The sequence below is a fragment of the Streptomyces scabiei 87.22 genome, assembly GCF_000091305.1.
Lineage (GTDB): Bacteria > Actinomycetota > Actinomycetes > Streptomycetales > Streptomycetaceae > Streptomyces > Streptomyces scabiei.
The window spans coordinates 7,605,164-7,625,137 of the sequence record NC_013929.1 but is presented as its reverse complement, the minus strand read 5'-3'; the positions used below and the strand labels follow the sequence as shown (position 1 = coordinate 7,625,137).

At 71.7% G+C, this 19,974-nt stretch carries 18 protein-coding genes; 6 read left to right on the top strand and 12 right to left on the bottom strand.

Features of this window, described 5'->3' with window-relative positions:
• Nucleotides 1-16: 16 nt before the first annotated feature.
• Nucleotides 17-736: an SIMPL domain-containing protein gene (locus SCAB_RS32900; protein WP_041669936.1), complete on the bottom strand. Its 720-nt coding sequence runs from the start codon at nt 734-736 to the stop codon at nt 17-19.
• A 208-nt stretch (nt 737-944) separates the two neighbouring features.
• On the opposite strand from SCAB_RS32900, the gene SCAB_RS32895 reads away from it, so the two are divergent.
• Nucleotides 945-2,756: a 5'-nucleotidase C-terminal domain-containing protein gene (locus SCAB_RS32895; protein ID WP_013004430.1), complete on the top strand. Its 1,812-nt coding sequence runs from the start codon at nt 945-947 to the stop codon at nt 2,754-2,756.
• Between the two features lie 21 nt (nt 2,757-2,777).
• On the opposite strand, the gene SCAB_RS45430 is transcribed toward SCAB_RS32895, so the two are convergent.
• From SCAB_RS45430 to SCAB_RS32860, 6 genes are all read right to left on the bottom strand, one after another.
• A protein-coding gene (locus SCAB_RS45430) for an IS5 family transposase (protein WP_231884914.1) occupies nt 2,778-3,652 on the bottom strand; the annotation gives its coding sequence in 2 pieces (ribosomal slippage) (nt 2,778-3,260 and nt 3,263-3,652; 873 coding nt in all).
• Between the two features lie 159 nt (nt 3,653-3,811).
• The gene (locus tag SCAB_RS32880) at nt 3,812-5,248 is read right to left on the bottom strand and encodes a lysine N(6)-hydroxylase/L-ornithine N(5)-oxygenase family protein (protein ID WP_013004429.1); all 1,437 of its coding nucleotides are present in this window, start codon (nt 5,246-5,248) and stop codon (nt 3,812-3,814) included.
• Nucleotides 5,245-6,618, bottom strand: a complete 1,374-nt coding sequence (locus SCAB_RS32875) for a pyridoxal phosphate-dependent decarboxylase family protein (protein WP_037728046.1) — start codon at nt 6,616-6,618, stop codon at nt 5,245-5,247. Before SCAB_RS32875 ends, SCAB_RS32880 begins: the two co-directional genes overlap by 4 nt.
• Before the next feature lie 234 nt (nt 6,619-6,852).
• Nucleotides 6,853-9,357: an aminopeptidase N gene (gene pepN / locus SCAB_RS32870; protein ID WP_013004427.1), complete on the bottom strand. Its 2,505-nt coding sequence runs from the start codon at nt 9,355-9,357 to the stop codon at nt 6,853-6,855.
• A 90-nt stretch (nt 9,358-9,447) separates the two neighbouring features.
• The gene (locus SCAB_RS32865; RefSeq protein WP_013004426.1) at nt 9,448-9,969 is read right to left on the bottom strand and encodes a response regulator; all 522 of its coding nucleotides are present in this window, start codon (nt 9,967-9,969) and stop codon (nt 9,448-9,450) included.
• A 71-nt stretch (nt 9,970-10,040) separates the two neighbouring features.
• Entirely contained in the window at nt 10,041-10,475 is a 435-nt protein-coding gene (locus tag SCAB_RS32860; protein ID WP_013004425.1) for a chorismate mutase, read from the bottom strand.
• Between the two features lie 102 nt (nt 10,476-10,577).
• Here SCAB_RS32860 and SCAB_RS32855 point away from each other — a divergent pair, with 102 nt between their 5' ends.
• Nucleotides 10,578-11,489 (top strand): hypothetical protein, encoded by a 912-nt coding sequence (locus tag SCAB_RS32855; protein WP_013004424.1) that lies wholly within the window; start codon nt 10,578-10,580, stop codon nt 11,487-11,489.
• A gap of 371 nt (nt 11,490-11,860) precedes the next feature.
• Here SCAB_RS32855 and SCAB_RS32850 read toward each other — a convergent pair whose 3' ends face one another.
• Together SCAB_RS32850 and SCAB_RS32845 are read right to left on the bottom strand one after the other, a co-directional pair.
• The gene (locus SCAB_RS32850; protein ID WP_013004423.1) at nt 11,861-12,787 is read right to left on the bottom strand and encodes an SDR family oxidoreductase; all 927 of its coding nucleotides are present in this window, start codon (nt 12,785-12,787) and stop codon (nt 11,861-11,863) included.
• Nucleotides 12,787-13,599 carry an SDR family oxidoreductase gene (locus SCAB_RS32845; protein ID WP_013004422.1) on the bottom strand — a complete coding sequence of 271 codons (813 nt, stop codon included), beginning with the start codon at nt 13,597-13,599 and terminating at the stop codon, nt 12,787-12,789. Before SCAB_RS32845 ends, SCAB_RS32850 begins: the two co-directional genes overlap by 1 nt.
• A gap of 66 nt (nt 13,600-13,665) precedes the next feature.
• Between SCAB_RS32845 and SCAB_RS32840 the strand changes: the two genes are divergently transcribed.
• From SCAB_RS32840 to SCAB_RS32825, 4 genes are read left to right on the top strand one after another with little or no spacing between them, the layout of a single operon-like run.
• Nucleotides 13,666-14,457: an enoyl-CoA hydratase family protein gene (locus tag SCAB_RS32840; RefSeq protein WP_013004421.1), complete on the top strand. Its 792-nt coding sequence runs from the start codon at nt 13,666-13,668 to the stop codon at nt 14,455-14,457.
• Nucleotides 14,450-15,298, top strand: coding sequence for a CoA transferase subunit A (locus SCAB_RS32835; RefSeq protein WP_013004420.1), 849 nt, complete (start codon nt 14,450-14,452; stop codon nt 15,296-15,298). Before SCAB_RS32840 ends, SCAB_RS32835 begins: the two co-directional genes overlap by 8 nt.
• The gene (locus SCAB_RS32830) at nt 15,295-16,041 is read left to right on the top strand and encodes a CoA-transferase subunit beta (protein ID WP_037728035.1); all 747 of its coding nucleotides are present in this window, start codon (nt 15,295-15,297) and stop codon (nt 16,039-16,041) included. The genes SCAB_RS32835 and SCAB_RS32830 overlap by 4 nt, the downstream gene beginning before the upstream one ends.
• The gene (locus SCAB_RS32825; RefSeq protein WP_013004418.1) at nt 16,041-17,102 is read left to right on the top strand and encodes an NAD(P)H-dependent flavin oxidoreductase; all 1,062 of its coding nucleotides are present in this window, start codon (nt 16,041-16,043) and stop codon (nt 17,100-17,102) included. Before SCAB_RS32830 ends, SCAB_RS32825 begins: the two co-directional genes overlap by 1 nt.
• 129 nt (nt 17,103-17,231) lie before the next feature.
• Here the strand turns inward: SCAB_RS32825 and SCAB_RS32820 are convergent, their stop codons facing one another.
• The 3 genes from SCAB_RS32820 to SCAB_RS32810 are packed head-to-tail and all read right to left on the bottom strand — an operon-like array spanning nt 17,232 to nt 19,860.
• Nucleotides 17,232-18,389: an acetyl-CoA C-acetyltransferase gene (locus SCAB_RS32820; RefSeq protein ID WP_013004417.1), complete on the bottom strand. Its 1,158-nt coding sequence runs from the start codon at nt 18,387-18,389 to the stop codon at nt 17,232-17,234.
• Nucleotides 18,390-18,421: 32 nt separating this feature from the next.
• The gene (locus SCAB_RS32815; RefSeq protein WP_037728031.1) at nt 18,422-19,048 is read right to left on the bottom strand and encodes a TetR/AcrR family transcriptional regulator; all 627 of its coding nucleotides are present in this window, start codon (nt 19,046-19,048) and stop codon (nt 18,422-18,424) included.
• Between the two features lie 14 nt (nt 19,049-19,062).
• On the bottom strand, nt 19,063-19,860 hold the full coding sequence (locus tag SCAB_RS32810; RefSeq protein WP_013004415.1) for an SDR family oxidoreductase: 798 nt from the start codon (nt 19,858-19,860) through the stop codon (nt 19,063-19,065).
• Between the last annotated feature and the right edge of the window lie 114 nt (nt 19,861-19,974).

The following is a 19,974-nucleotide window of genomic DNA, read 5'->3' as shown; positions in this document are numbered from 1 at the left end:
TGTCGCCGTGGTCGGGTCACAGGCGTGGGGGGTGCATGGTGAAGCGTGCGTTGACCTGTGCGTAGACGTGCTGGCGTTGGGGTTCGAGGTCGAGGGGTGGGGCGTCGGTGTCGTCGGCGCTCTTGGCCCGGGCGGAGCGCATGAGGCCGCCGGGTGCTGCGGGGCGGAGGGGTTGGGGGGCTTCGGCGCCGATGTCGGCGAGTTCGACGAGGGCGGCGAGGGTGGTGTCGAGGGCTTCGGCGTATTCGCGGGCGCGTTGGACGGCTTCCTTGACGGCTTGTTGTCTGGCTTTGCGGTGGGCGGGTGAGGCGGGGCGCAGGGACCACCAGGGGCCGTCGACGCGGGTGAGGTCGAGGTCGGCGAGGCGGGTGGTGAGTTCGCCGAGGGTGGTGAAGTCGGTGAGGTCGGCGGTGATGTGGACGCGGCCGTGGTAGGCCTGGATGCGTTCGCCGCGGCCTTTTTCCTTGAGTTCGGGGGTGAGGGAGAAGGCGCCGGTCTCGAGTCGTTCGACGGCTTGGCCGTAAGTCTTGAGGAGGTCGAGGACGGTGGTGTTGCGGCGGGTGAGGTCGTCGAGGGCGGTGCGTCGGTCCTTGCCGCGGGCGAGGACGGTGACGGTGATGCGGGCTATCTCGGGGTCGACTTCGAGGTGTGCTTCGCCGCGGACGGCGATGCGGGGTGCGTCGGGCGTGCCGTAGGGGACGGGGGTGGGTGGGGCTTCCTCTGGGCTGGTGGTCATACGCCCCACTCTGTCACTGATGGCCTGGTGGCAGGGTTGTGCAGGTCACCAGATCGAAACACTGGGGGTCTGTTGCGGTGGGGGTGGTACGGGTCAGAATCTACGCGCGTCGTCCCCTTTGGCCCTGTGTTCCGTTGTTGATGGTTCACGCTGGTCCTGCTGGTCTACGCGCGTCGAGATCGTCCCGTTCCTCCGAGGAGTACCTGAGATGCCCCTGAACCGCCGGAAGTTTCTGAAGAAGTCGGCCGTGACCGGTGCGGGCGTGGCCATCGCCGGTTCGGCCATGGCTCCGAGCGCGCAGGCGGCGGAGGCGAAGGCCGTCGGCGGGAAGAAGGCCGCCGACCGGTACAGCTTCACGGTGATGGGGACGACCGACCTGCACGGGAACGTCTTCAACTGGGACTACTTCACGGACAAGGAGTTCGACGACAAGCAGCACAACGACGTCGGGCTGGCGAAGATCTCCACGCTGGTGAACCGGATCCGCAAGGAGAAGGGCCGCCGGAACACGCTGCTGATCGACGCGGGCGACACGATCCAGGGCACGCAGCTGTCGTACTACTACGCGAAGGTGGACCCGATCACCGCCAAGGGCGGTCCGGTGCACCCGATGGCGCAGGCGATGAACGCGATGGACTACGACGCGGCGGCGCTGGGGAACCACGAGTTCAACTACGGCATTCCGGTGCTGCGGAAGTTCCAGAAGCAGTGTCGTTTCCCGCTGCTGGGGGCGAACGCGCTGGACGCCAAGACGCTGCTGCCGGCGTTCCCGCCGTACAGCATGCACCGGATGCGTACGCCGCACGGGCCGGATGTGCGGGTGGCGGTGCTGGGGCTGACGAACCCGGGGATCGCGATCTGGGACAAGGCCAATGTGCAGGGGAAGATGACGTTCCCGGGTCTGGAGGAGCAGGCGGCGAAGTGGGTGCCGAAGCTGCGGTCGATGGGTGCGGACGTCGTGATCGTGTCGGCGCACAGCGGTTCGTCGGGGACGTCGTCGTACGGTGACCAGCTCCCGTACATCGAGAACGCGGCCGGGCTGGTGGCCGAGCAGGTGCCGGGGATCGACGCGATCCTGGTGGGGCACGCGCACACGGAGATCCCGGAGTACTTCGTCACCAACAAGGAGACCGGCAAGCAGGTCGTGCTGTCGGAGCCGTTGAAGTGGGGGCAGCGGCTGACGCTGTTCGACTTCGAGATGGTGTGGAGCAAGGGTTCCTGGAAGCTGGAGAAGGTCGGCGCGAAGGTGCTCAACTCCAACACGGTGGAGGAGGACCCGAAGATCGTGTCGATGCTCGTGGACGAGCACAGGAAGGTCGTGGCGTACGTCAACCAGGTGATCGGGACGAACGCGGCGGAGATGACGTCGGTGGAGGCGCCGTACAAGGATGTGGCGATCATCGATCTGATCAACCACATCCAGGCCGACACGGTGAAGCAGGCGCTGGCGTCCACGGAGTACGGGTCGCTGCCGGTGCTGTCGCAGGCGGCGGCGTTCTCGCGGACTGCGGTGATTCCGGCGGGCAATGTGACGATCCGGGACGTGGCGGGTCTGTACGTCTTCGAGAACACGCTGGAGGCGCGTCTGATGACGGGTGCGCAGATGAAGGCGTATCTGGAGTTCTCGGCGAACTACTTCGTGCAGACGGCGGCGGACGCGGTGGTCGATCCGGCGAAGCTGACGAACGCGAACGGGACGCCGGACTACAACTACGACGCGGTGAGTGGTCTGTCGTACGAGATCGACATCGCGAAGCCGGCGGGGTCGCGGGTGACGAACGTGCGGTTCGAGGGTGCGGCGCTGGCGGACGACCGGAAGTTCGTGTTCGCGGTGAACAACTACCGGGCCAACGGCGGCGGCAACTTCCCGCATGTCGCCGCGTCGCCGCTGCTGTGGTCGAACTCGGACGAGATCCGTAACACGATGATCGCGTGGGTGAAGGCGAAGGGGTCGATCGATCCGGCGGCGTTCGCGTCGGTGGACTGGAAGCTGACGCGGAACGGTACGCCGGTCTTCTAGGGTGCGTTTTGAAAGTGCTGGTCATAGCCACTCGTTGATGGCTGCGACCAGCACCGTCGCTTCGTAGCGGACGGCGAGCTTGTCGTATCTCGTGGCGACCGCACGGTGCCGTTTCAGGCGATTGATTCCGCACTCCACTGCGTGGCGCTGCTTGTAGTCGTCCTTGTCGAACTTGGGCGGGCGGCCGCCGTGGGAACCGCGTTTCTTGCGGTTGGCAATCTGGTCGCGCTTCTCCGGGATCGTGCAGCGGATGCCACGTTTGCGCAGGTAGTCGCGGTTCGCGCGGGAGCCGTACGCCTTGTCGGCACGCACCTTGTCCGGCCGGGTGCGCGGGCGGCCCTGCCCGAGCCGGGGCACCCGGATACGGCCCAGGACCACCTGGAACTGCGGCGAGTCACCACGCTGTCCAGCCGTGATGACCAGCGCCATCGGCTTCTGGGCCTGCTCGACCGCCAGGTGCAGCTTGGTGGTCAGCCCACCCCGGGATCGTCCGAGCCCGTGGTCATCGGGCTCGATGAACACGCCACCTGGCGGCTCGATCTGCAGATCCCCTTTTTGCGGGCACCGGCCGCATGCTGGTGGGCGCGGGCGATGGTGGAGTCCACCGAGACGTCCCAGGTGATCAGCCCCTCGGCGTCGGCCCGGGCCTGCAGCTGCTCGAAGATGCGGTGCCAGGTGCCGTCCCGCTGCCAGCGCCGGAACAGACCGTAGACCGTCTCCCACGGGCCATACCGCTCGGGCACGTCCCGCCACGGAGCACCGGCGCGGGTGCGCCAGCGTATGCCGTCTATCAACTGCCGCTTGGTGTGCACCGGTGGCCGTCCGGGCTTCTTGCCGGCCGGGAGCAAGGGCTCCAGCTTCGCCCATTGTGCATTCGTCAGATCATGCCGTCCCACGAAGTGGATCTTGACACATCAAGATCCACTTCTGAAACGCACCCTAGGACGCGGGTCGGGTGGGGGTGTCGTCGCCGCTGTCGGGGTCGTCGCGGATACGGATGCGGGGTCGCGTCCGGGTTCGTGACGGCCACGGCGGCGGCGATGTCGCGTTGTGGGTCAGCGCACGTCGACGAGGGGGGTCAGTGGGGTGGGGGTGGTGGCCTGCCGGGCGGCCGGGATCCGGGGTCGGGGTTCGAGGCCGAAGGTGGTGAAGGCGGTGCGGCCGGGCAGGGGGTAGGGGTCCTTGCCGGTGAGGGTGTTGAGGATGGTGGCGCTGCGCCAGGCGGCGAGGCCGAGGTCGGGGGCGCCGACGCCATGGGTGTGCAGTTCGGCGTTCTGGACGTAGACGTGGCGGTCCGCGGCGGTGACGGAGGGGTCGAGGATCATCCGGAAGTTCTCGTCGACGCGGCATCGTTCGCGGTGGTCGCGCCGCATGTAGGGGTCGAGGCCGGCGAGGACGCGGTCGAGGGGGCGTTCGCGGTAGCCGGTGGCGAGGACGACGGCGTCGGTGGTGAGGCGGGAGCGGGTGCCCTGTTCGCTGTGTTCGAGGTGGAGTTCGACTCTGGTGGTGGCGAGTCGGCCGGCGGTGCGGACGTGGACGCCGGGGGTGAGGACGGTGTCGGGCCAGCCGCCGTCGAGGGTGCGGCGGTACAGCTCGTCGTGGATGGCGGCGATGGTGTCGGTGCCGATGCCCTTGTGGAGCTGCCACTGGGCGGCGACGAGCCGGTCCCGGGTGGGTTCGGTGAGGGCGTGGAAGTAGCGGGTGTAGTCGGGTGTGAAGTGTTCGAGGCCGAGTTTCGAGTACTCCATGGGGGCGAACGCCTCGGTGCGGCCCAGCCAGTGGAGTCGTTCCCGGCCGGGGGGCCGGTGGCGGAGCAGGTCGAGGAAGACCTCGGCTCCGGACTGTCCCGCGCCGATGACGGTGATGTGTCCGGCGGCGAGGAGGCGGTCGCGTTCGTCGAGGTAGTCGGCGGCGTGGACGACGGGGACGCCGGCTGCTTCGACGAGGGGTTTGAGGGGTTCGGGGACGTGGGGTTCGGTGCCGACGCCGAGCACGATGTTGCGTGCGTAGGTGCGGCCGAGTTCCTCGGTCCGTCCGTCGCCGCCGAGGCGGGTGTGGTCGACCTCGAAGAGGTCGCGTTCGGGGTTCCAGCGCACCGAGTCGACCTGGTGGCCGAAGCGGAGTCCGGGCAGGTTCTCGGCGACCCAGCGGCAGTAGGCGTCGTATTCGGCGCGCTGGATGTGGAAGCGTTCGGCGAAGTAGAAGGGGAAGAGCCGGTCGCGGGTTCTGAGGTAGTTGAGGAACGACCAGGGGCTCGTGGGGTCGGCGAGGGTGACCAGGTCGGCCAGGAAGGGGACCTGGAGGGTGGCGCCCTCGATGAGCAGTCCGGGGTGCCAGTCGAAGCCGGGGCGCTGTTCGTAGAAGACGGCGTCGAGTGCGGTGAGGGGCTGGGCGAGGGCGGCGAGGGAGAGGTTGGCGGGGCCGATGCCGATGCCGACGAGGTCGCGGGGGGCTTCGGGGTCGGGCTGGTCGTGTGCGGGGGTCGGGCTCATGCGGGGGTGTGTCCTTCGGCGGCTGTGGCGAGGTCTACGAGTTTCAGCAGGGTGGCGAGGTCGTCCGGCCGGGTGTGGGGGTTGAGCAGGGTGGCCTTGAGCCAGAGCCGGCCGTCGAGTGCGGCGCGGCCGATGACGGCCCGGCCGTCGTGGAGGAGTCGGCGGCGGACGGCTGCCACGGTGGTGTCGGTGGCTCCGGTGGGCCGGAAGAGGACCGTGCTGATGGTGGGCCGGTCGTAGAGCTCGAAGCCGGGGTGCGCTTCGACGGTGGCGGCGAACTCCTGGGCGAGGGCGCAGACGTGGTCGACGAGTCTGCCGAGTCCGCTGCGTCCCAGGGTTTTGAGGGTGACGGCGGTCTTGAGGATGTCGGGCCGTCTGGTGGTGCGCAGCGAGCGGCCGAGGAGGTCGGGCAGGCCGGCTTCGGTGTCGTCGTCGGCGTTGAGGTAGTCGGCGTGCTGGTCCAGTGCGGTGAGGTCCGTGGTGTCGCGTACGGCGAGGAGTCCGGCGGCGACGGGCTGCCAGCCGAGTTTGTGCAGGTCCAGGGTGATGGTGTGGGCGTGGGTGAGGCCGTCGAGCCGGGGCCGGTGCCGGTCGCTGAACAGGAGTCCTCCGCCGTAGGCGGCGTCGATGTGCAGCCGGGCTCGGTGGTTGCGGCACAGGTCGGCGAGGGCGGGCAGGGGGTCGATGAGTCCGGCGTCGGTGGTGCCGGCGGTGGCGGCGACGAGGAGGGGGCCCTGGAGGTGGGTGAGGGCGTCGTCCAGGGCGGTGGGGTCGAGGGTGCCGGCGGGGGTCGGGATGACGACGGGGTCGGGCAGGCCCAGCAGCCAGGCGGCGCGGACGAGGGAGTGGTGGGCGTTGGCCCCGCAGACGAGCCGGACGCCCGGGTGCGCCTCGCGGGCGAGGAGGAGGGCGAGTTGGTTGGATTCGGTGCCCCCGGTGGTGACCAGCGCGTCGGCGGCGCCGGTCTCGGCGGCGAGTGCCCGGGTGACCAGGGCTTCGAGGGCGGAGGCGGCGGGGGCCTGGTCCCAGGAGTCGAGGGACGGGTTGAGCACGGAGACGGCGAGGTCGGCAGCGGCGGCGACGGCCAGGGGTGGGGTGTGGAGGTGGGCCGCGCACAGGGGGTCGGCCGGGTCGGCGGTGCCGGCGGCGAGGGCTCGGACGAGGCGGTGGAGGGCGTCCGGTTCGCCGTCGGCGGGCAGCGGTTCGCCGAGTGCGTCCCGCATCAGGGCCGTGATCGTGTCCGGGCCGCCGGCGGGGAGGGGGCCGCCCCGTGCTCCGGCCCCTTCTCGTAGCGCGTCGAGGACGGTGTCGAGCAACGGCCGGAGCGCGTCGGGACCTTGGGGTCCGGAGGCGAGGGGCGCAGCGGTCATGGATTCCTCCGAGCACGGGGAATCCCATTTTGTACGCCGATCGGGTGCCGGACCCGAAAAGGCCGTTCTTTACAGCCGAAAGAGGGTACGGGAGGGCACCTTCAACGGCGGTGCGCCCCGAAAGGGGCGCGGGGCCGTATCGATATGCGGCTCCGCCGCGGGGCGCGACCGGCCACGCACGACCTCGAGCCCGCAGAAGCCCCGAGCCCTCGCGGCGGATCTCGGTGAACGGCCCTACGCCTCCCGCACCCGCAGCGCACGCGCGAGGTCGTCCAGCTGGTCCACCAGCTTGCGGCGCAGCGCCGGAATCAGCTCGTCGTCCTGGAGGCACCGCTCCCCCAGCCCCAGTGTCTCCGGGTCGACCGCGTACACCGGGAACGCCCAGCGTCCGGCGGCTTCCGCGATCGCCGGTCCGCGCCGGGCGGCCAGGGTCACCGCGTCGGCCCAGTACCGCTCGACGTACTCGGTGAGGAGTGCGGCCTGTTCGGGTTGCCAGAAGCCCTGGGCGGTGGCGGTGAACAGGTAGTTGGAGAGGTCGTCGGTGGTGAACATGGCCTCCCAGGCGGCCTGTTTGGCCTCGGGTTCGGGCAGTGCGGCCCGGCAGCGGGCGGCGCCCTCGCGGCCGCTGGCGCTGGGGTCGCGTTCCAGTTCCTCGTCGACGGTGGCGGTGTCGACGGCGCCGAGGACGGCGAGCCGGCCGAGGACGCGCCAGCGCAGTTCGGGGTCGAGTTCGGGGCCGCCGGGGACGGTGCCGTCGGCGAGCCAGGCGGCGATGGTCTCGGGGTGGGCGGCGACGTCGATGAAGTGGCGTACGGCGGTGAGGCGCAGGCCGGGGTTGTCGCCGTCCTCGGTGCGGCGGATGAGGTCGCGGCACAGGGAGCCGAGGGTGGCGAGGCCGGCGGGGCGCTGTTCGGGGGTGAGGTAGCGGTCGGCGACCTGGGTGGTGGCGAACGAGAGGACGCCCTGGACGATGGCGAGGTCGCTCTCGTGGGGGAGGTGGGTGCGGGCGGCCTCCAGGTAGGCGGCGGCCGGGAGTTCGGCGTCGCGTACGGCGTCGCGCAGGGCGTTCCAGACGACGGCGCGGGTGAGCGGGTCGGGGAGGCCGCTGAGGTGGGCGGTGACGGCGGCGGCGGATTCGGTGTCGAAGCGGATCTTGGCGTAGGTGAGGTCGCCGTCGTTGAGGAGGAGGAGTGCGGGGCGCTTGCCGATGGGCTGCTCGGCGGCCTGGGGGAGGTCGAGTTCGACGCGGTCGCGGAGGGTGAGGTGGCCGTGGTCGTCGCCGGGGTCCCGGTCGTAGACGCCGACGGTGATGTGGTGGGGGCGGCTGCCGGTGCGGTCGACGGTGAGGGTGTGGGTGCCGTCGGCGGCGCGGGTGATCTTCGGGGTGAGGGTGTCGACGCCGGTGGTGCGCAGCCAGGCGTCGGCCCAGGCGTGGACGTCGCGTTCGGTGGCGCCGGCGAGGTTGTCGATGAAGTCGGCGAGGGTGGCGTTGCCGAAGCGGTGGCGGGTGAAGTGGGCGTTGATGCCGGCGAGGAAGTCCTTCTCGCCGAGCCAGGCGACGAGTTGGCGCAGGGCGGAGGCGCCCTTGGCGTAGGAGATGCCGTCGAAGTTGAGGAGGGCGGCGGCGGTGTCGTCGACGTTCTCGGGGGCGACGGGGTGGGTGGAGGGGCGCTGGTCGGCGTCGTAGCCCCAGGCCTTGCGGGCGACGCCGAAGTCGACCCAGGTGTTCGTGAAGCGGCTGGCCTCGGTGAGGGTCTGGTAGCCCATGTACTCGGCGAAGGACTCGTTGAGCCAGATGTCGTCCCACCACCGGAGGGTGACGAGGTCGCCGAACCACATGTGGGCCATCTCGTGGGCGATGACCATGGCGCGGGTCTGGCGTTCGGTGTCGGTGACGGCGGAGCGGTAGACGAACTCGTCGCGGAAGGTGACGAGGCCGGGGTTCTCCATGGCGCCGGCGTTGAACTCGGGTACGAAGGCCTGGTCGTAGGAGTCGAAGGGGTACGGCTCCTCGAACTTGGCGTGGTAGCGGTCGAAGAGGGCGCGGGTGATGTCGAGGAGTTCGTCGGCGTCGGTGTCGAGGTGGGGGGCGAGCGAGCGGCGGCAGTGGATGCCGAAGGGCAGGCCGCGGTGTTCGGTGCGTACGGAGTGCCAGGGTCCGGCGGCGACGGCGACGAGGTAGGTGGAGATCGGCGGGGTGGTGGCGGCCTGCCAGGTGCCGTCGTGCTGTCGTTCGGTGATGCCGTTGGCGAGGACGGTCCAGCCGTCGGGGGCGGTGACGGTGAGGTCGAAGGCGGCCTTGAGGTCGGGCTGGTCGAAGGCGGCGAAGACGCGTTGGACGTCGTCCATGAAGAGCTGGGTGTAGACGTAGGTCTCGTTGTCGGTGGGGTCGGTGAAGCGGTGCATGCCCTCGCCGGTGCGGGAGTAGCGCATGGCGGCGTCGACGCGGAGTTCGTGGTCGCCCGGGGTGAGGCCCTTGAGGGTGAGGCGGTTGCCGTCGAGGGTCCCGGGGTCGAGGGGTTCTCCGTCGAGGGTGACCGAGCGCAGTTCGGCGGGCTTCAGCTCGACGAAGGTGTCCGCGGCCTTTTTCTTCCCCCGTACGGTGAAGTGGATGACGGTACGGGAGTCGAAGGTCTCGTCGCCGCGCGTGAGGTCGAGTGCGATCTCGTAGCGGTGGACGTCGAGGAGCCGAGCACGGGCTTGCGCTTCGTCGCGCGTCAGTACGGACATGAGGGACATGCTGCCTGATGGCCCTGGCGCAGGACAGGGGCGGGCCTGGTACGCGACCTATGTCCGGTCGCGTGCGCCGCGTGTCCGGCCGTATGCGGCCTATGCCCGGTCGTTCGCGCCGTCGTGCTGGGCGGGGACGCGCCCCCGTTCGCGGTGGTCGGCGTCGGCTGCCTGGAGGTTCTCGTGTTCCTTGAGGCGGGCGCGGAGGTCGCGGACCTCGCGTGCGAGGGTGTCGGAGCGGGCGTGGGCGTCGTAGAGGTAGCGGACCTTGGTCCGCAGGGCCCAGGGGTCGACGGGTTTCATGACGAGGTCGGCGACGCCGAGGCGGAAGGCGGCGGCGGTGAGTTCGGCGTCGGGGCCGAAGCCGGTGAGGAGGATGACGGGGATGTGCTGGGTCTGTTCCACGCCGCGCATGTAGCGGACGACGTCGAGGCCGCTGACGCCGGGCATGCGGACGTCCAGGAGGAGCAGGCCGACCTGGCCGCGGAGGACTTCCTTCAGTGCCGCGTCGCCGCTGGTGGCGCGCGTGAGCCGGTGGCCCAGCGGGGCCAGGGCGCTCTCCAGGGCGTACAGCGTGTCCTCATGGTCGTCGACGATGAGGATCGTGGCTTCGGACGGCATGACCTCTCACCGCGTGTAGTCGTTCCCTGACAAGGAGTGTGCACGCAGGATGCCCGTCGGCGGGCCGTATGTCACTCCCCCGTGTCCGGCGCCGTGCCGGTGGTGTCCGTCGTGTCCGTCGTGCCGGTGGTCCCGGCGGTGCCGTTCAGGGCGTCGTCCGCGATGCGTTCGTGGTGGCGGATGACCTCGGCGATGATGAAGTTCAGCAGCTTCTCCGCGAACGCCGGGTCCAGCTTGGCACTTGTCGCGAGCCCGCGCAGCCGGTTGATCTGCTGGGCCTCGCGGCCGGGGTCGGCGGGCGGCAGTCGGTGCGCGGCCTTGAGGTGGCCGACGCGTTGGGTGCACTTGAAGCGTTCGGCGAGCATGTGGACGACGGCGGCGTCGATGTTGTCGATGCTGTCGCGCAGCCGGGTGAGTTCGGCCTGCACGTCCGCGTCGATCTGCGCGTCGTTCTCGGCGGCCGGGGTGGTCGTGGTGTTCGCGCCGTCGGTGTCGCTGGTGGTCATGATCGTCACCCTAACGACGCGGTGGCCGGGTGCGCGGTCGGGGGGCGCGGGTGGGCACCGGCTTAGAGTGGAACGTATCGAGGCGTCTTGGGGGGTACGGACGTGGCGGACGGCGGACCTGTCGAGCACGGTTACCCGCATCTGGACATCGTGCGGGCGTCGATCACCGCGCTGTACAGGCGTCTGTCCTACGACACGGTCCAGCTGTTCGCCACGAGTGTGGCGCCGGTCGACGTGGCGTTCCACGACGGCGACGATCTTCATCTGGGTGCGCAGCGGGTGGCGCGGGAGCTGGTGCGGCACTACCGGCTGCCGCAGGCGCGGATGGTCGTCGGTTTCCGGGAGATGACCCATGCGGCGAGTGTGGAGCTGGCGGCGGGGCCCGAGTACTTCGTCGAGCTGAACGACCGTTTCCGGACGCATCGGCGGGACATCGGGGCGGCGCTCGCGCACGAGGTGATGCATGTGTATCTGCACCGGCTCGGGCTGTCGTTCCCCGGCACCCGTGAGAACGAGATCCTCACGGACACGGCGGCGACGTATCTGGGGGCGGGGTGGCTGCTGCTGGACGCGTACCGGGAGGATGCCGCGTCGTCGCAGAAGCTGGGGTATCTGACGCCGGAAGAGTTCGGGTACGTGCTGGCCAAGCGGGCGCAGATGTTCGGGGAGGACCCTTCGGTGTGGTTCACCAGCGCCCAGGCGTACACCGCGTTCACCGAGGGCCGGGTGCGGGCGCTGCGGGACGGGCGGCAGCCGCCGCTCACGGCGGCGGGGTGGGCGGGGCGACGGCGGTACGCGCGCGACCGGCGCCATGCGCAGGAGGACCCGCGGTCGGCCTCGCCGCACGAGGGGGTGCCGTATGTGTTCTCGCCGGAGGAGCGGGGGTCGGGGCGGGGGGCGTTGCGGGTGTCGTTTCCCTGCCCGACGTGTCATCAGCGGATTCGGGTGCCGGTGCGGGGGCGGGTGCGGGCTCGGTGCGGGCTGTGCCGGACGGTGTTGGAGTGCGACACGTAGTTCTGGGGGTGCGCGGCGTGGGGGGGCGCGGGAGGGGCGGGGCGGGTCGGTGCGTCGGCGGGTGCGGGTGGGTGGGGGCTTGTCGCGGCGTTCCCCGCGCCCCTTTGAAGCTCCGGCCCGGCCATGGGGCGCCGCACACCGGGTGGGGGCGCGGGAGAGGCAGGGGCGGGGTCGGTGCGTGGGCGGGTGCGGGTGAGTGGGGGCTTGTCGCGGCGTTCCCCGCGCCCCTTTGAAGCTCCGGCCCGGTCGTGAGGCGCAGCACACCGGGTGGGGGCGCGGGAGAGGCAGGGGCGGGGTCGATGCGTCGGCGGGTGCGGGTGGGTGGGGGCTTGTCGCGGCGTTCCCCGCGCCCCTTCAGAGCTCGGGCGCGGTCATGGGGCGCCGTACACCGGGTGGGGTCTGGCGGCCTCGGCCAGGAGTTTGCGTACCGTCTCGCCCGCCTCCTCGGGGGTGCGGCGGGCGCCCTTGTCCTCGGTCGGGCCCGGGTGCCAGCCCTCCATGACGGTGATGCGGCCCGCCTCCGTCTCGAAGACGCGGCCGGTGACGCCGTCGCTCGCGGCGGAGCCCAGCCAGACCACCAGGGGGGAGACGTTCTCGGGGGCCATGGCGTCGAAGCCCGTGTCCGGGGCGGTCATCGTCCCGGCGAAGACCGTCTCGGTCATCCTGGTGCGGGCCGCGGGGGCGATGGCGTTGACCTGGACGCCGTAGCGGGCGAGTTCGGCGGCCGCGACGAGGGTGAGGCCGACGATGCCGGCCTTGGCGGCGCTGTAGTTGCCCTGGCCGAGTGAGCCCAGCAGGCCCGCGCCGCTGCTGGTGTTGACGATCCTGGCGGTGGGGGTGCGGCCGGCCTTGGTCTCGGCGCGCCAGTGGGCGGCGGCGTGCTTCAGAGGGAGGAAGTGGCCCTTGAGGTGGACGCGGAGGACGGCGTCCCAGTCGTCCTCGTCGAGGTTGACGAGCATGCGGTCGCGCAGGAATCCGGCGTTGTTGACGAGGGTGTCGAGGCGGCCGTAGGTGTCCAGGGCGGTGCGGACGAGGGAGGCGGCGCCGTCGGTGGTGGCGATGTCCCCGCCGTGCGCGACCGCTTCCCCTCCCCGGGCTCGGATCTCCTCGACGACCCGGGCGGCCGGGCTGTCGGGGTCCGGCGTGCCGTCGAGTCCGACCCCGAGGTCGTTGACGACGACCCGGGCGCCCTCGGCGGCGTACGCGAGCGCGTGCGCCCGCCCGAGCCCTCGCCCGGCGCCGGTCACGACCACGACCCGTCCTTCGCAGAGCGGATGCGTGCTGCTGGTCACGCTCATCAGGGTTCGCCTTTCTCGCCGTGCTGGTGGGAGGGGAGGGGGTGCGGGACGGATCCAGGGGCGTCGGCCGCGGTCCCCGGCGCGTCGGCCGTCGTCGCGTCGAGGAAGGCCGGGCGTTCGCCGCCGCCGTGGACGTGGAGGGACGCGCCGGTGATGTAGGCGGCCGCGTCGGAGGCGAGGAAGACCGCGGCGTCGCCGACGTCGGAGGGGGTGGCGAGGCGGCCGAGGGGGACCGTGCGGGCCACGGCGGCGATGCCCTGCTCGTCCCCGTAGTGCAGGTGCGAGAGTTCCGTGCGGACCATGCCGAGGACGAGGGTGTTGACCCGGATGTCCGGGGCCCACTCCACCGCCATGGAGCGGGCCAGGTGTTCCAGGCCGGCCTTGGCCGCGCCGTAGGCCGCCGAGCCGGGCGACGGGCGGCTGCCGCTCACGCTGCCGATCATGACGATGGCGCCCCGGGCCCGCCGCAGGTGTGCGTGCGCGGCGAGGGAGACGGTCAGCGGGGCGGTGAGGTTGAGTTCGAGGACGCGGGCGTGGTGGCGTGCGTCGGCCTGGGCGAGGGTGCGGTGGGGGGTGCCGCCGGCGTTGTTGACGAGGACGTCCACGCGGGGCAGTCCGGCGAAGAAGGCGTGCACGGCGTCCGGGTCCCGGACGTCCAGGGGCATGAACTCGGCTCCCTTGAGCGGTACTTCGGGCGGGCGGCGGGCGCAGGTCACGACCTCGGCGCCGGCGTCGGCGAAGGCGCGGGCGATGCCGGCGCCGATCCCGCGCGTGCCGCCGGTGACGACGGCGAGCTTCCCGTCGAGCCGCATCCGCTGCTACCTTCCACCCAAGAGACGTACCTAACAAACGTTAGGTGGAAGGTAGCCGATGCGCCGATGAGTGTCTCCACCTCGTCCCCGGAAAAGGGGATTTCCGTCGTCACGGTCGACCACCCGCCGGTGAACGCGCTGCCGGTGCGCGGCTGGTTCGAGCTGGCCGGTGCCGTGCGCGACGCGGGCCGCGATCCGGAGGTCCGCTGTGTGGTGCTGGCGGCCGAGGGGCGCGGATTCAACGCCGGCGTCGACATCAAGGAGATCCAGGCGGCGGGCCACGACGCGCTGATCGGCGCCAACCGTGGCTGCGCGGCGGCCTTCGCCGCGGTGTACGAGTGCGAGGTGCCGGTGGTGGCGGCCGTGCGGGGTTTCTGCCTGGGCGGCGGCATCGGGCTGGTGGGCAACGCGGACGCGATCGTGGCGGGCGAGGACGCGGTCTTCGGGCTGCCCGAGCTGGACCGGGGCGCGCTGGGGGCGGCGACGCATCTGGCGCGGCTGGTGCCGCAGCATCTGATGCGGACGCTGTACTACACCTCGCGGACGGTGACGGCCGCCGAGCTGCGGTCGCACGGCTCGGTGTGGCGGGTGGTCCCGCCCCCGGAACTGCCGGGTGCGGCACTGGAGTTGGCGCGGGAGATCGCCGCGAAGGACGGCCGGCTGCTCCGGCTCGCCAAGGCCGCCATCAACGGCATCGACCCGGTCGACGTCCGCCGCAGCTACCGCTTCGAGCAGGGTTTCACCTTCGAGGCGAACCTCAGCGGGGTGGCCGGGGAGGTCCGCGCCTCCTTCGGGACGGCCGGGGCACGCGAGCGGGTCGACGGTGACGAGGTCGTATCGGAGGAGCCGGGTGAGTGACAAGACGATGACCGCCGACGAGGCCGTCTCGCGGCTGGCGAGCGGGATGACCCTGGGCATCGGCGGCTGGGGCTCGCGGCGCAAGCCGATGGCTCTGGTGAGGGCACTTCTCCGGTCCCCGGTCACCGATCTCACCGTCGTCTCGTACGGCGGGCCGGACGTGGGCATGCTCGCCGCCGCCGGGCGGGTGCGCAAGCTCGTCGCCGCCTTCGCCACCCTCGATTCCATCCCCCTCGAACCGCACTTCCGCGCGGCGCGCGAGCGGGGCGCGTTCGAGCTGATGGAGGTCGACGAGGCGATGTTCATGTGGGGGCTGCGGGCCGCCGCGCACCGGCTGCCCTTCCTGCCGGTGCGGGCGGGCATCGGCTCGGACGTGATGCGGGTCAACCCCGGTCTGCGGACGGTCACCTCGCCGTACGACGACGGCGAGACCTTCGTCGCCATGCCGGCGCTGCGCCTGGACGCCGCGTTCGTGCACGTCAACCGGGCCGACCGGCAGGGAAACGGCCAGTACCTGGGCCCCGACCCCTACTTCGACGACCTCTTCTGCGAGGCCGCCGACACCGCGTACGTCTCCTGCGAACGGATCGTGGACACGGCCGAGCTGACGAAGGACGCCCCGCCCCAGTCGCTGCTGGTCGGCCGCCATGTGGTGACCGGCGTGATCGAGGCCCCGAACGGCGCGCACTTCACGTCCTGCGCTCCCGACTACGGCCGGGACGAGCCCTTCCAGAAGGTGTACGCGGGCGCGCCCTGGGAGGACTTCGCGGGGCGGTTCCTGGCGGGCGACGAGCCCGCGTACCAGTCGGCCGTGCGGGCGTGGCACCGGGAGGACTCATGAGCGCACCGGCCGTGCACGGGGTCACCCGCGCCGAGTACTGCGTGATCGCGTGTGCCGAGACCTGGCGCGGCGCCGGGGAGATCCTCGCCAGTCCCATGGGGCTCGTTCCGTCGCTGGGCGCGCGCCTCGCCCGGTGGACGTTCTCACCGGACCTGCTGCTGACCGACGGCGAGGCGCTGCTCGTCGGCCTCGACGGCACCGTCGAGGGATGGCTGCCCTACCGGCGGCACCTGGCCCTGGTCACGGGTGGCCGCCGGCACGTGATGATGGGGGCGAGCCAGATCGACCGGTACGGCAACCAGAACATCAGCTGTGTCGGCGACTGGGAGCGGCCGCGGAGGCAGCTGCTCGGGGTGCGGGGCGCCCCGGTCAACACCCTGAACAATCCGACCAGTTACTGGGTCCCGAAGCACTCCCGGCGGGTCTTCGTGGAGAAGGTCGACATGGTGTGCGGGGTCGGCCACGACCGGGTGGCCGCGTATCCGGCCGCCGCCCGCTTCCACCACCTGGCCCGGGTGGTGTCCGACCTCGGGGTCTTCGACTTCGCGACGCCCGACCGCACCATGCGGCTGGTGTCGCTGCATCCGGGCGTCACCGTGGAGCGGGTCGAGGAGGCGACAGGGTTCGCGCTCACCGTCCCGGACGAGGTGCCGTACACCCGTGATCCGACCGGGGAGGAGCTGCGGCTGATCCGCGAGGTGATCGACCCCGGGAACACGCGGGCGCGGGAGGTGGCCGGCTGATGGAGACGGCCCTGACCCGGCTCGTCGGCGTCCGCCGCCCGATCGTGCAGACCGGGATGGGCTGGGTGGCCGGCCCCCGGCTGGTCTCCGCGGCGGCGAACGCGGGGGCCCTCGGCGTGCTGGCCTCGGCGACCATGACGACCGGGCAACTCCGTTCTGCCGTACGGGAGGTGAGGTCCCGGACGGGCGGGGCGCCCTTCGGGGTGAATCTGCGGGCCGACGCGGGGGACGCGCGGGAGCGGGTGCGGATCATCGTGGAGGAGGGCGTGCGCGTGGCGTCGTTCGCGCTCGCGCCGTCGCGGGAGCTGATCGCCGAGCTGAAGGACGCGGGCGTGGTCGTGATCCCGTCCGTGGGTGCCCGGCGGCACGCCGAGAAGGTGGCGGCGTGGGGCGCGGACGCCGTGGTCGTCCAGGGGGGCGAGGGCGGCGGGCACACCGGGGAGGTGGCGACGACCGTCCTGCTGCCGCAGGTCGTGGACGCCGTCGACATCCCGGTCGTCGCCGCGGGGGGTTTCCACGACGGGCGGGGGCTGGTGGCCGCGCTGGCGTTCGGGGCGGCGGGGGTGGCGATGGGCACCCGGTTCCTGCTCACCTCGGACTCGACGGTGCCCGACGCGGTGAAGGCCCGCTATCTGGCGGCGACGGTCAAGGACGTCACCGTCACGCGGGCCGTGGACGGGCTGCCGCACCGGATGCTGCGCACGGAATTCGTGAGCGCGCTGGAGGCGTCCGGCCGGGCGCGCGCCCTGGTGCGCGCCGTGCGCCACGCGGCGGGATTCCGCCGGCTCTCCGGGCTGACCTGGCGGCGTATGGTCCGCGACGGTCTCGCCATGCGGCACGGCAAGGACCTCACCTGGAGCCAGGTCCTCCTCGCCGCCAACACACCCGTGCTGCTCAGGTCGGCGATGGTCGACGGCCGTACGGACCTCGGGGTGATGGCGGCCGGGCAGGTCGCCGGGGTGATCGACGACCTGCCGTCGTGCGCGGAGCTGGTGGACCGGATCATGAAGGAGGCCGAGGAGACGCTGGCCTCCCTGGGACGGCTCGACACCCGACGGTGACCGTCACGCCCGACCGGGTCCCGACCCTCCCCCGCCCGACCCCCCACCGCCGCCCGGCGGCCGTCACGGCCGCCGGACCCCGCCTCCCCTCACCCCCGCACGCCGGCCGTCACGGCCGTTCGATGATCGCTACAGCCGTTCGATGATCGTCACGTTCGCCTGCCCGCCGCCCTCGCACATCGTCTGGAGGCCGTACCGGCCGCCGGTGCGCTCCAGTTCGTGCAGGAGCGTCGTCATCAGCTTGGCGCCGGTCGCGCCCAGCGGGTGGCCGAGGGCGATCGCGCCGCCGTTGACGTTGACCTTCTCCGGATCGGCGCCCGTCTCCTTGAGCCAGGCGAGGACGACCGGCGCGAAGGCCTCGTTGATCTCGACGAGGTCGATGGCGTCGAGGGTGAGGCCGGTCTTCTTCAGGGCGTGGGCGGTCGCGGGTATCGGCGCGGTGAGCATCCGGATGGGGTCCTCACCGCGCACGGAGAGGTGGTGCACGCGGGCGCGCGGGGTCAGCCCGTGCTCCCGTACGGCGCGTTCGGAGGCGAGGAGGAGCGCGGCGGCGCCGTCGGAGACCTGGGAGGAGCAGGCGGCGGTGACGGTGCCGCCCTCGATGACCGGTTTCAGGGCGGCCATCTTCTCCAGGGAGGTGTCCCGGCGCGGCCCCTCGTCGACGGTGACGTCGAGGTAGGGCACGGTCTCGCGGGCGAAGCGGCCCTCGTCCACGGCCCGTACCGCCCGCCGGTGGGAGCGCAGCGCGTACTCCTCCTGCTCACCGCGGCCGATGCCCCACTTGGCGGCGATCATCTCGGCGCCGGCGAACTGGTTCACCGGCCGGTTCCCGTACCGCGCCCGCCATCCCTCGCTGCCCGCGAAGGGCCCGTCGGTGAGGCCGAGGGGGACGGCGGCCTGGCGGGAGGCGAAGGCGATGGGGATCATCGTCATGTTCTGCACGCCGCCCGCGACCACCAGGTCCTGGGTGCCGGAGAGCACTCCCTGCGCGGCGAAGTGCACGGCCTGCTGCGAGGAGCCGCACTGCCGGTCGACGGTCGTACCGGGCACCTCCTCGGGCAGCCCGGCCGCCAGCCAGCTGGTGCGCGCGATGTCGCCGGCCTGGGGACCGACGGTGTCCAGGCAGCCGAAGACGACGTCCTCCACGGCGGCGGGGTCCACGCCCGCGCGCGCGACGAGCGCGGTGAGGACGTGCGCGCCGAGGTCGGCCGGATGGACCCGGCCGAGCCCTCCCCCGCGCCGCCCGACGGGCGTCCGGACCGCTTCGACGATGTAGGCCTCGGCCATGTCGACTCCCTCGATGTCAGAGGATGTTCACGTCACGTACCGCTCTCCCGTACGGCGATCCCGTCCAGGACCATGGACAGGTACTGGCGGGCGATCTCCTCGGGGCCGTACTGTCCGCCGGTCCGGTACCAGGACGCGGCGACCCAGACCGTGTCGCGCACGAACCGGTAGGTGACCCGCGTGTCGAGGTCGGCCCGGAAGTCCCCCCGGGCGACTCCGTTCTCCAGGGTGGTCAGCCACGCCTTCTCGAACTTGGTCTGCGACTGCTCCAGGAAGCGGAAGCGCGGTTCCCGGGCGATCAGCTGCTGGGCCTCGTTCTGGTAGATCCGGACGGCGTCGCAGTGCCGGCCGATGGCCCGGAAGGACTCGGTGACCAGGGCCTCGAAGGTCTCCCGGGGGCCCGTTCCGGCGTCCAGGACGGCGTCGTAGCGCTCCCAGAGTTCGTCGAGGAAGGTCCGCAGGATCTCCTCCAGCATCGCGTCCTTGGACGAGAAGTAGTAGTAGAGGCTGCCCGCGAGCATGCCCGCGTCGTCCGCGATCCGGCGCACGGTGGTGGCGTTGTACCCCTGGTCGGCGAAGACCCCGGCGGCCTTGTCGAGGAGCTCGCGCCGACGGGCGAGCCCGGCGGCGGGGACCTGGGGGTTCTTCTTGGTCGGCACGCTGTTCGTCGTCCTCACGGGTGCTGGTTGCTGACGGAGACGGTCTCGCCCGTCATGTACGAGGAGTAGCCGGACGCGAGGAACACGATCACGTTGGCCACCTCCCAGGGTTCGGCGTACCGCCCGAAGGCCTCCCGCGCGGTCAGCTCGGCCAGCAGCTCGGGGGTCGTGACCTTCACCAGGTGCGGGTGCATGGCGAGACTGGGCGACACGGCGTTGACCCGGACCCCGTACGGGGCCGCCTCGACGGCCGCGCACCTGGTCAGTGCCATGACGCCCGCCTTGGCCGCAGCGTAGTGCGCCTGCCCGGCCTGGGCGCGCCAGCCGACGACGGAGGCGTTGTTGACGATCACGCCGCCGTCACCTTCTGCGTCCTCCCGCATCAGCCGCAGGGCGGCCCGCACGCACCGGAACGTGCCGTTCAGGGTCACGTCCAGCACTCTGGACCACTGCTCGTCGGTCATGTCGGCGACCTCGGCCGTGCCGCCGAGACCCGCGTTGTTGACGACGATGTCGAGCCGCCCGTGCAGTCGGGCGCCCGCCTCGAACAGCGCCCGCACCTGGTCGTCGTCGGTGACGTCGCACGGCACCGCCTCGACGGACCGCTCGCCGAACTCGGCGGCCAGCTCGGTCCTCGACTCCTTGAGCCGGCGCGTGTGGGCGTCGCTGATCAGCACGCGGGCGCCCTCCTCCAGGAAGCGCCGCGCGGTCGCTCCGCCGATGCCCGCCCCGGCCGCGGCGGTGATGACCGCGGTGCGGCCGGCGAGGAGGCCGTGGGCCGGGGGACACGCCGGGGGGTCGACGTTCTTCATGGGGGCACGCTAACCTACCAAACACTTGTTAGGGAAGGCCGGGCATGCGTCCGGTACACCGCCCCCGCGTCCGCCGCACCGGCCGGACGCGACACGGACCCGCGCCCTCCACGG

Coding starts and splice junctions, on each gene's coding strand:
- SCAB_RS32895 (WP_013004430.1), top strand. CDS start 945: ATGCCCCTGAACCGCCGGAAGTTTCTGAAGAAGTCGGCCGTGACCGGT.
- SCAB_RS32850 (WP_013004423.1), bottom strand. CDS start 12,787: ATGAGCGTGACCAGCAGCACGCATCCGCTCTGCGAAGGACGGGTCGTG.
- SCAB_RS32900 (WP_041669936.1), bottom strand. CDS start 736: ATGACCACCAGCCCAGAGGAAGCCCCACCCACCCCCGTCCCCTACGGC.
- SCAB_RS32845 (WP_013004422.1), bottom strand. CDS start 13,599: ATGCGGCTCGACGGGAAGCTCGCCGTCGTCACCGGCGGCACGCGCGGG.
- SCAB_RS32875 (WP_037728046.1), bottom strand. CDS start 6,618: ATGACCGCTGCGCCCCTCGCCTCCGGACCCCAAGGTCCCGACGCGCTC.
- SCAB_RS32840 (WP_013004421.1), top strand. CDS start 13,666: ATGAGTGTCTCCACCTCGTCCCCGGAAAAGGGGATTTCCGTCGTCACG.
- SCAB_RS32830 (WP_037728035.1), top strand. CDS start 15,295: ATGAGCGCACCGGCCGTGCACGGGGTCACCCGCGCCGAGTACTGCGTG.
- SCAB_RS32880 (WP_013004429.1), bottom strand. CDS start 5,248: ATGAGCCCGACCCCCGCACACGACCAGCCCGACCCCGAAGCCCCCCGC.
- SCAB_RS32825 (WP_013004418.1), top strand. CDS start 16,041: ATGGAGACGGCCCTGACCCGGCTCGTCGGCGTCCGCCGCCCGATCGTG.
- pepN (WP_013004427.1), bottom strand. CDS start 9,357: ATGTCCCTCATGTCCGTACTGACGCGCGACGAAGCGCAAGCCCGTGCT.
- SCAB_RS32810 (WP_013004415.1), bottom strand. CDS start 19,860: ATGAAGAACGTCGACCCCCCGGCGTGTCCCCCGGCCCACGGCCTCCTC.
- SCAB_RS32860 (WP_013004425.1), bottom strand. CDS start 10,475: ATGACCACCAGCGACACCGACGGCGCGAACACCACGACCACCCCGGCC.
- SCAB_RS32820 (WP_013004417.1), bottom strand. CDS start 18,389: ATGGCCGAGGCCTACATCGTCGAAGCGGTCCGGACGCCCGTCGGGCGG.
- SCAB_RS32865 (WP_013004426.1), bottom strand. CDS start 9,969: ATGCCGTCCGAAGCCACGATCCTCATCGTCGACGACCATGAGGACACG.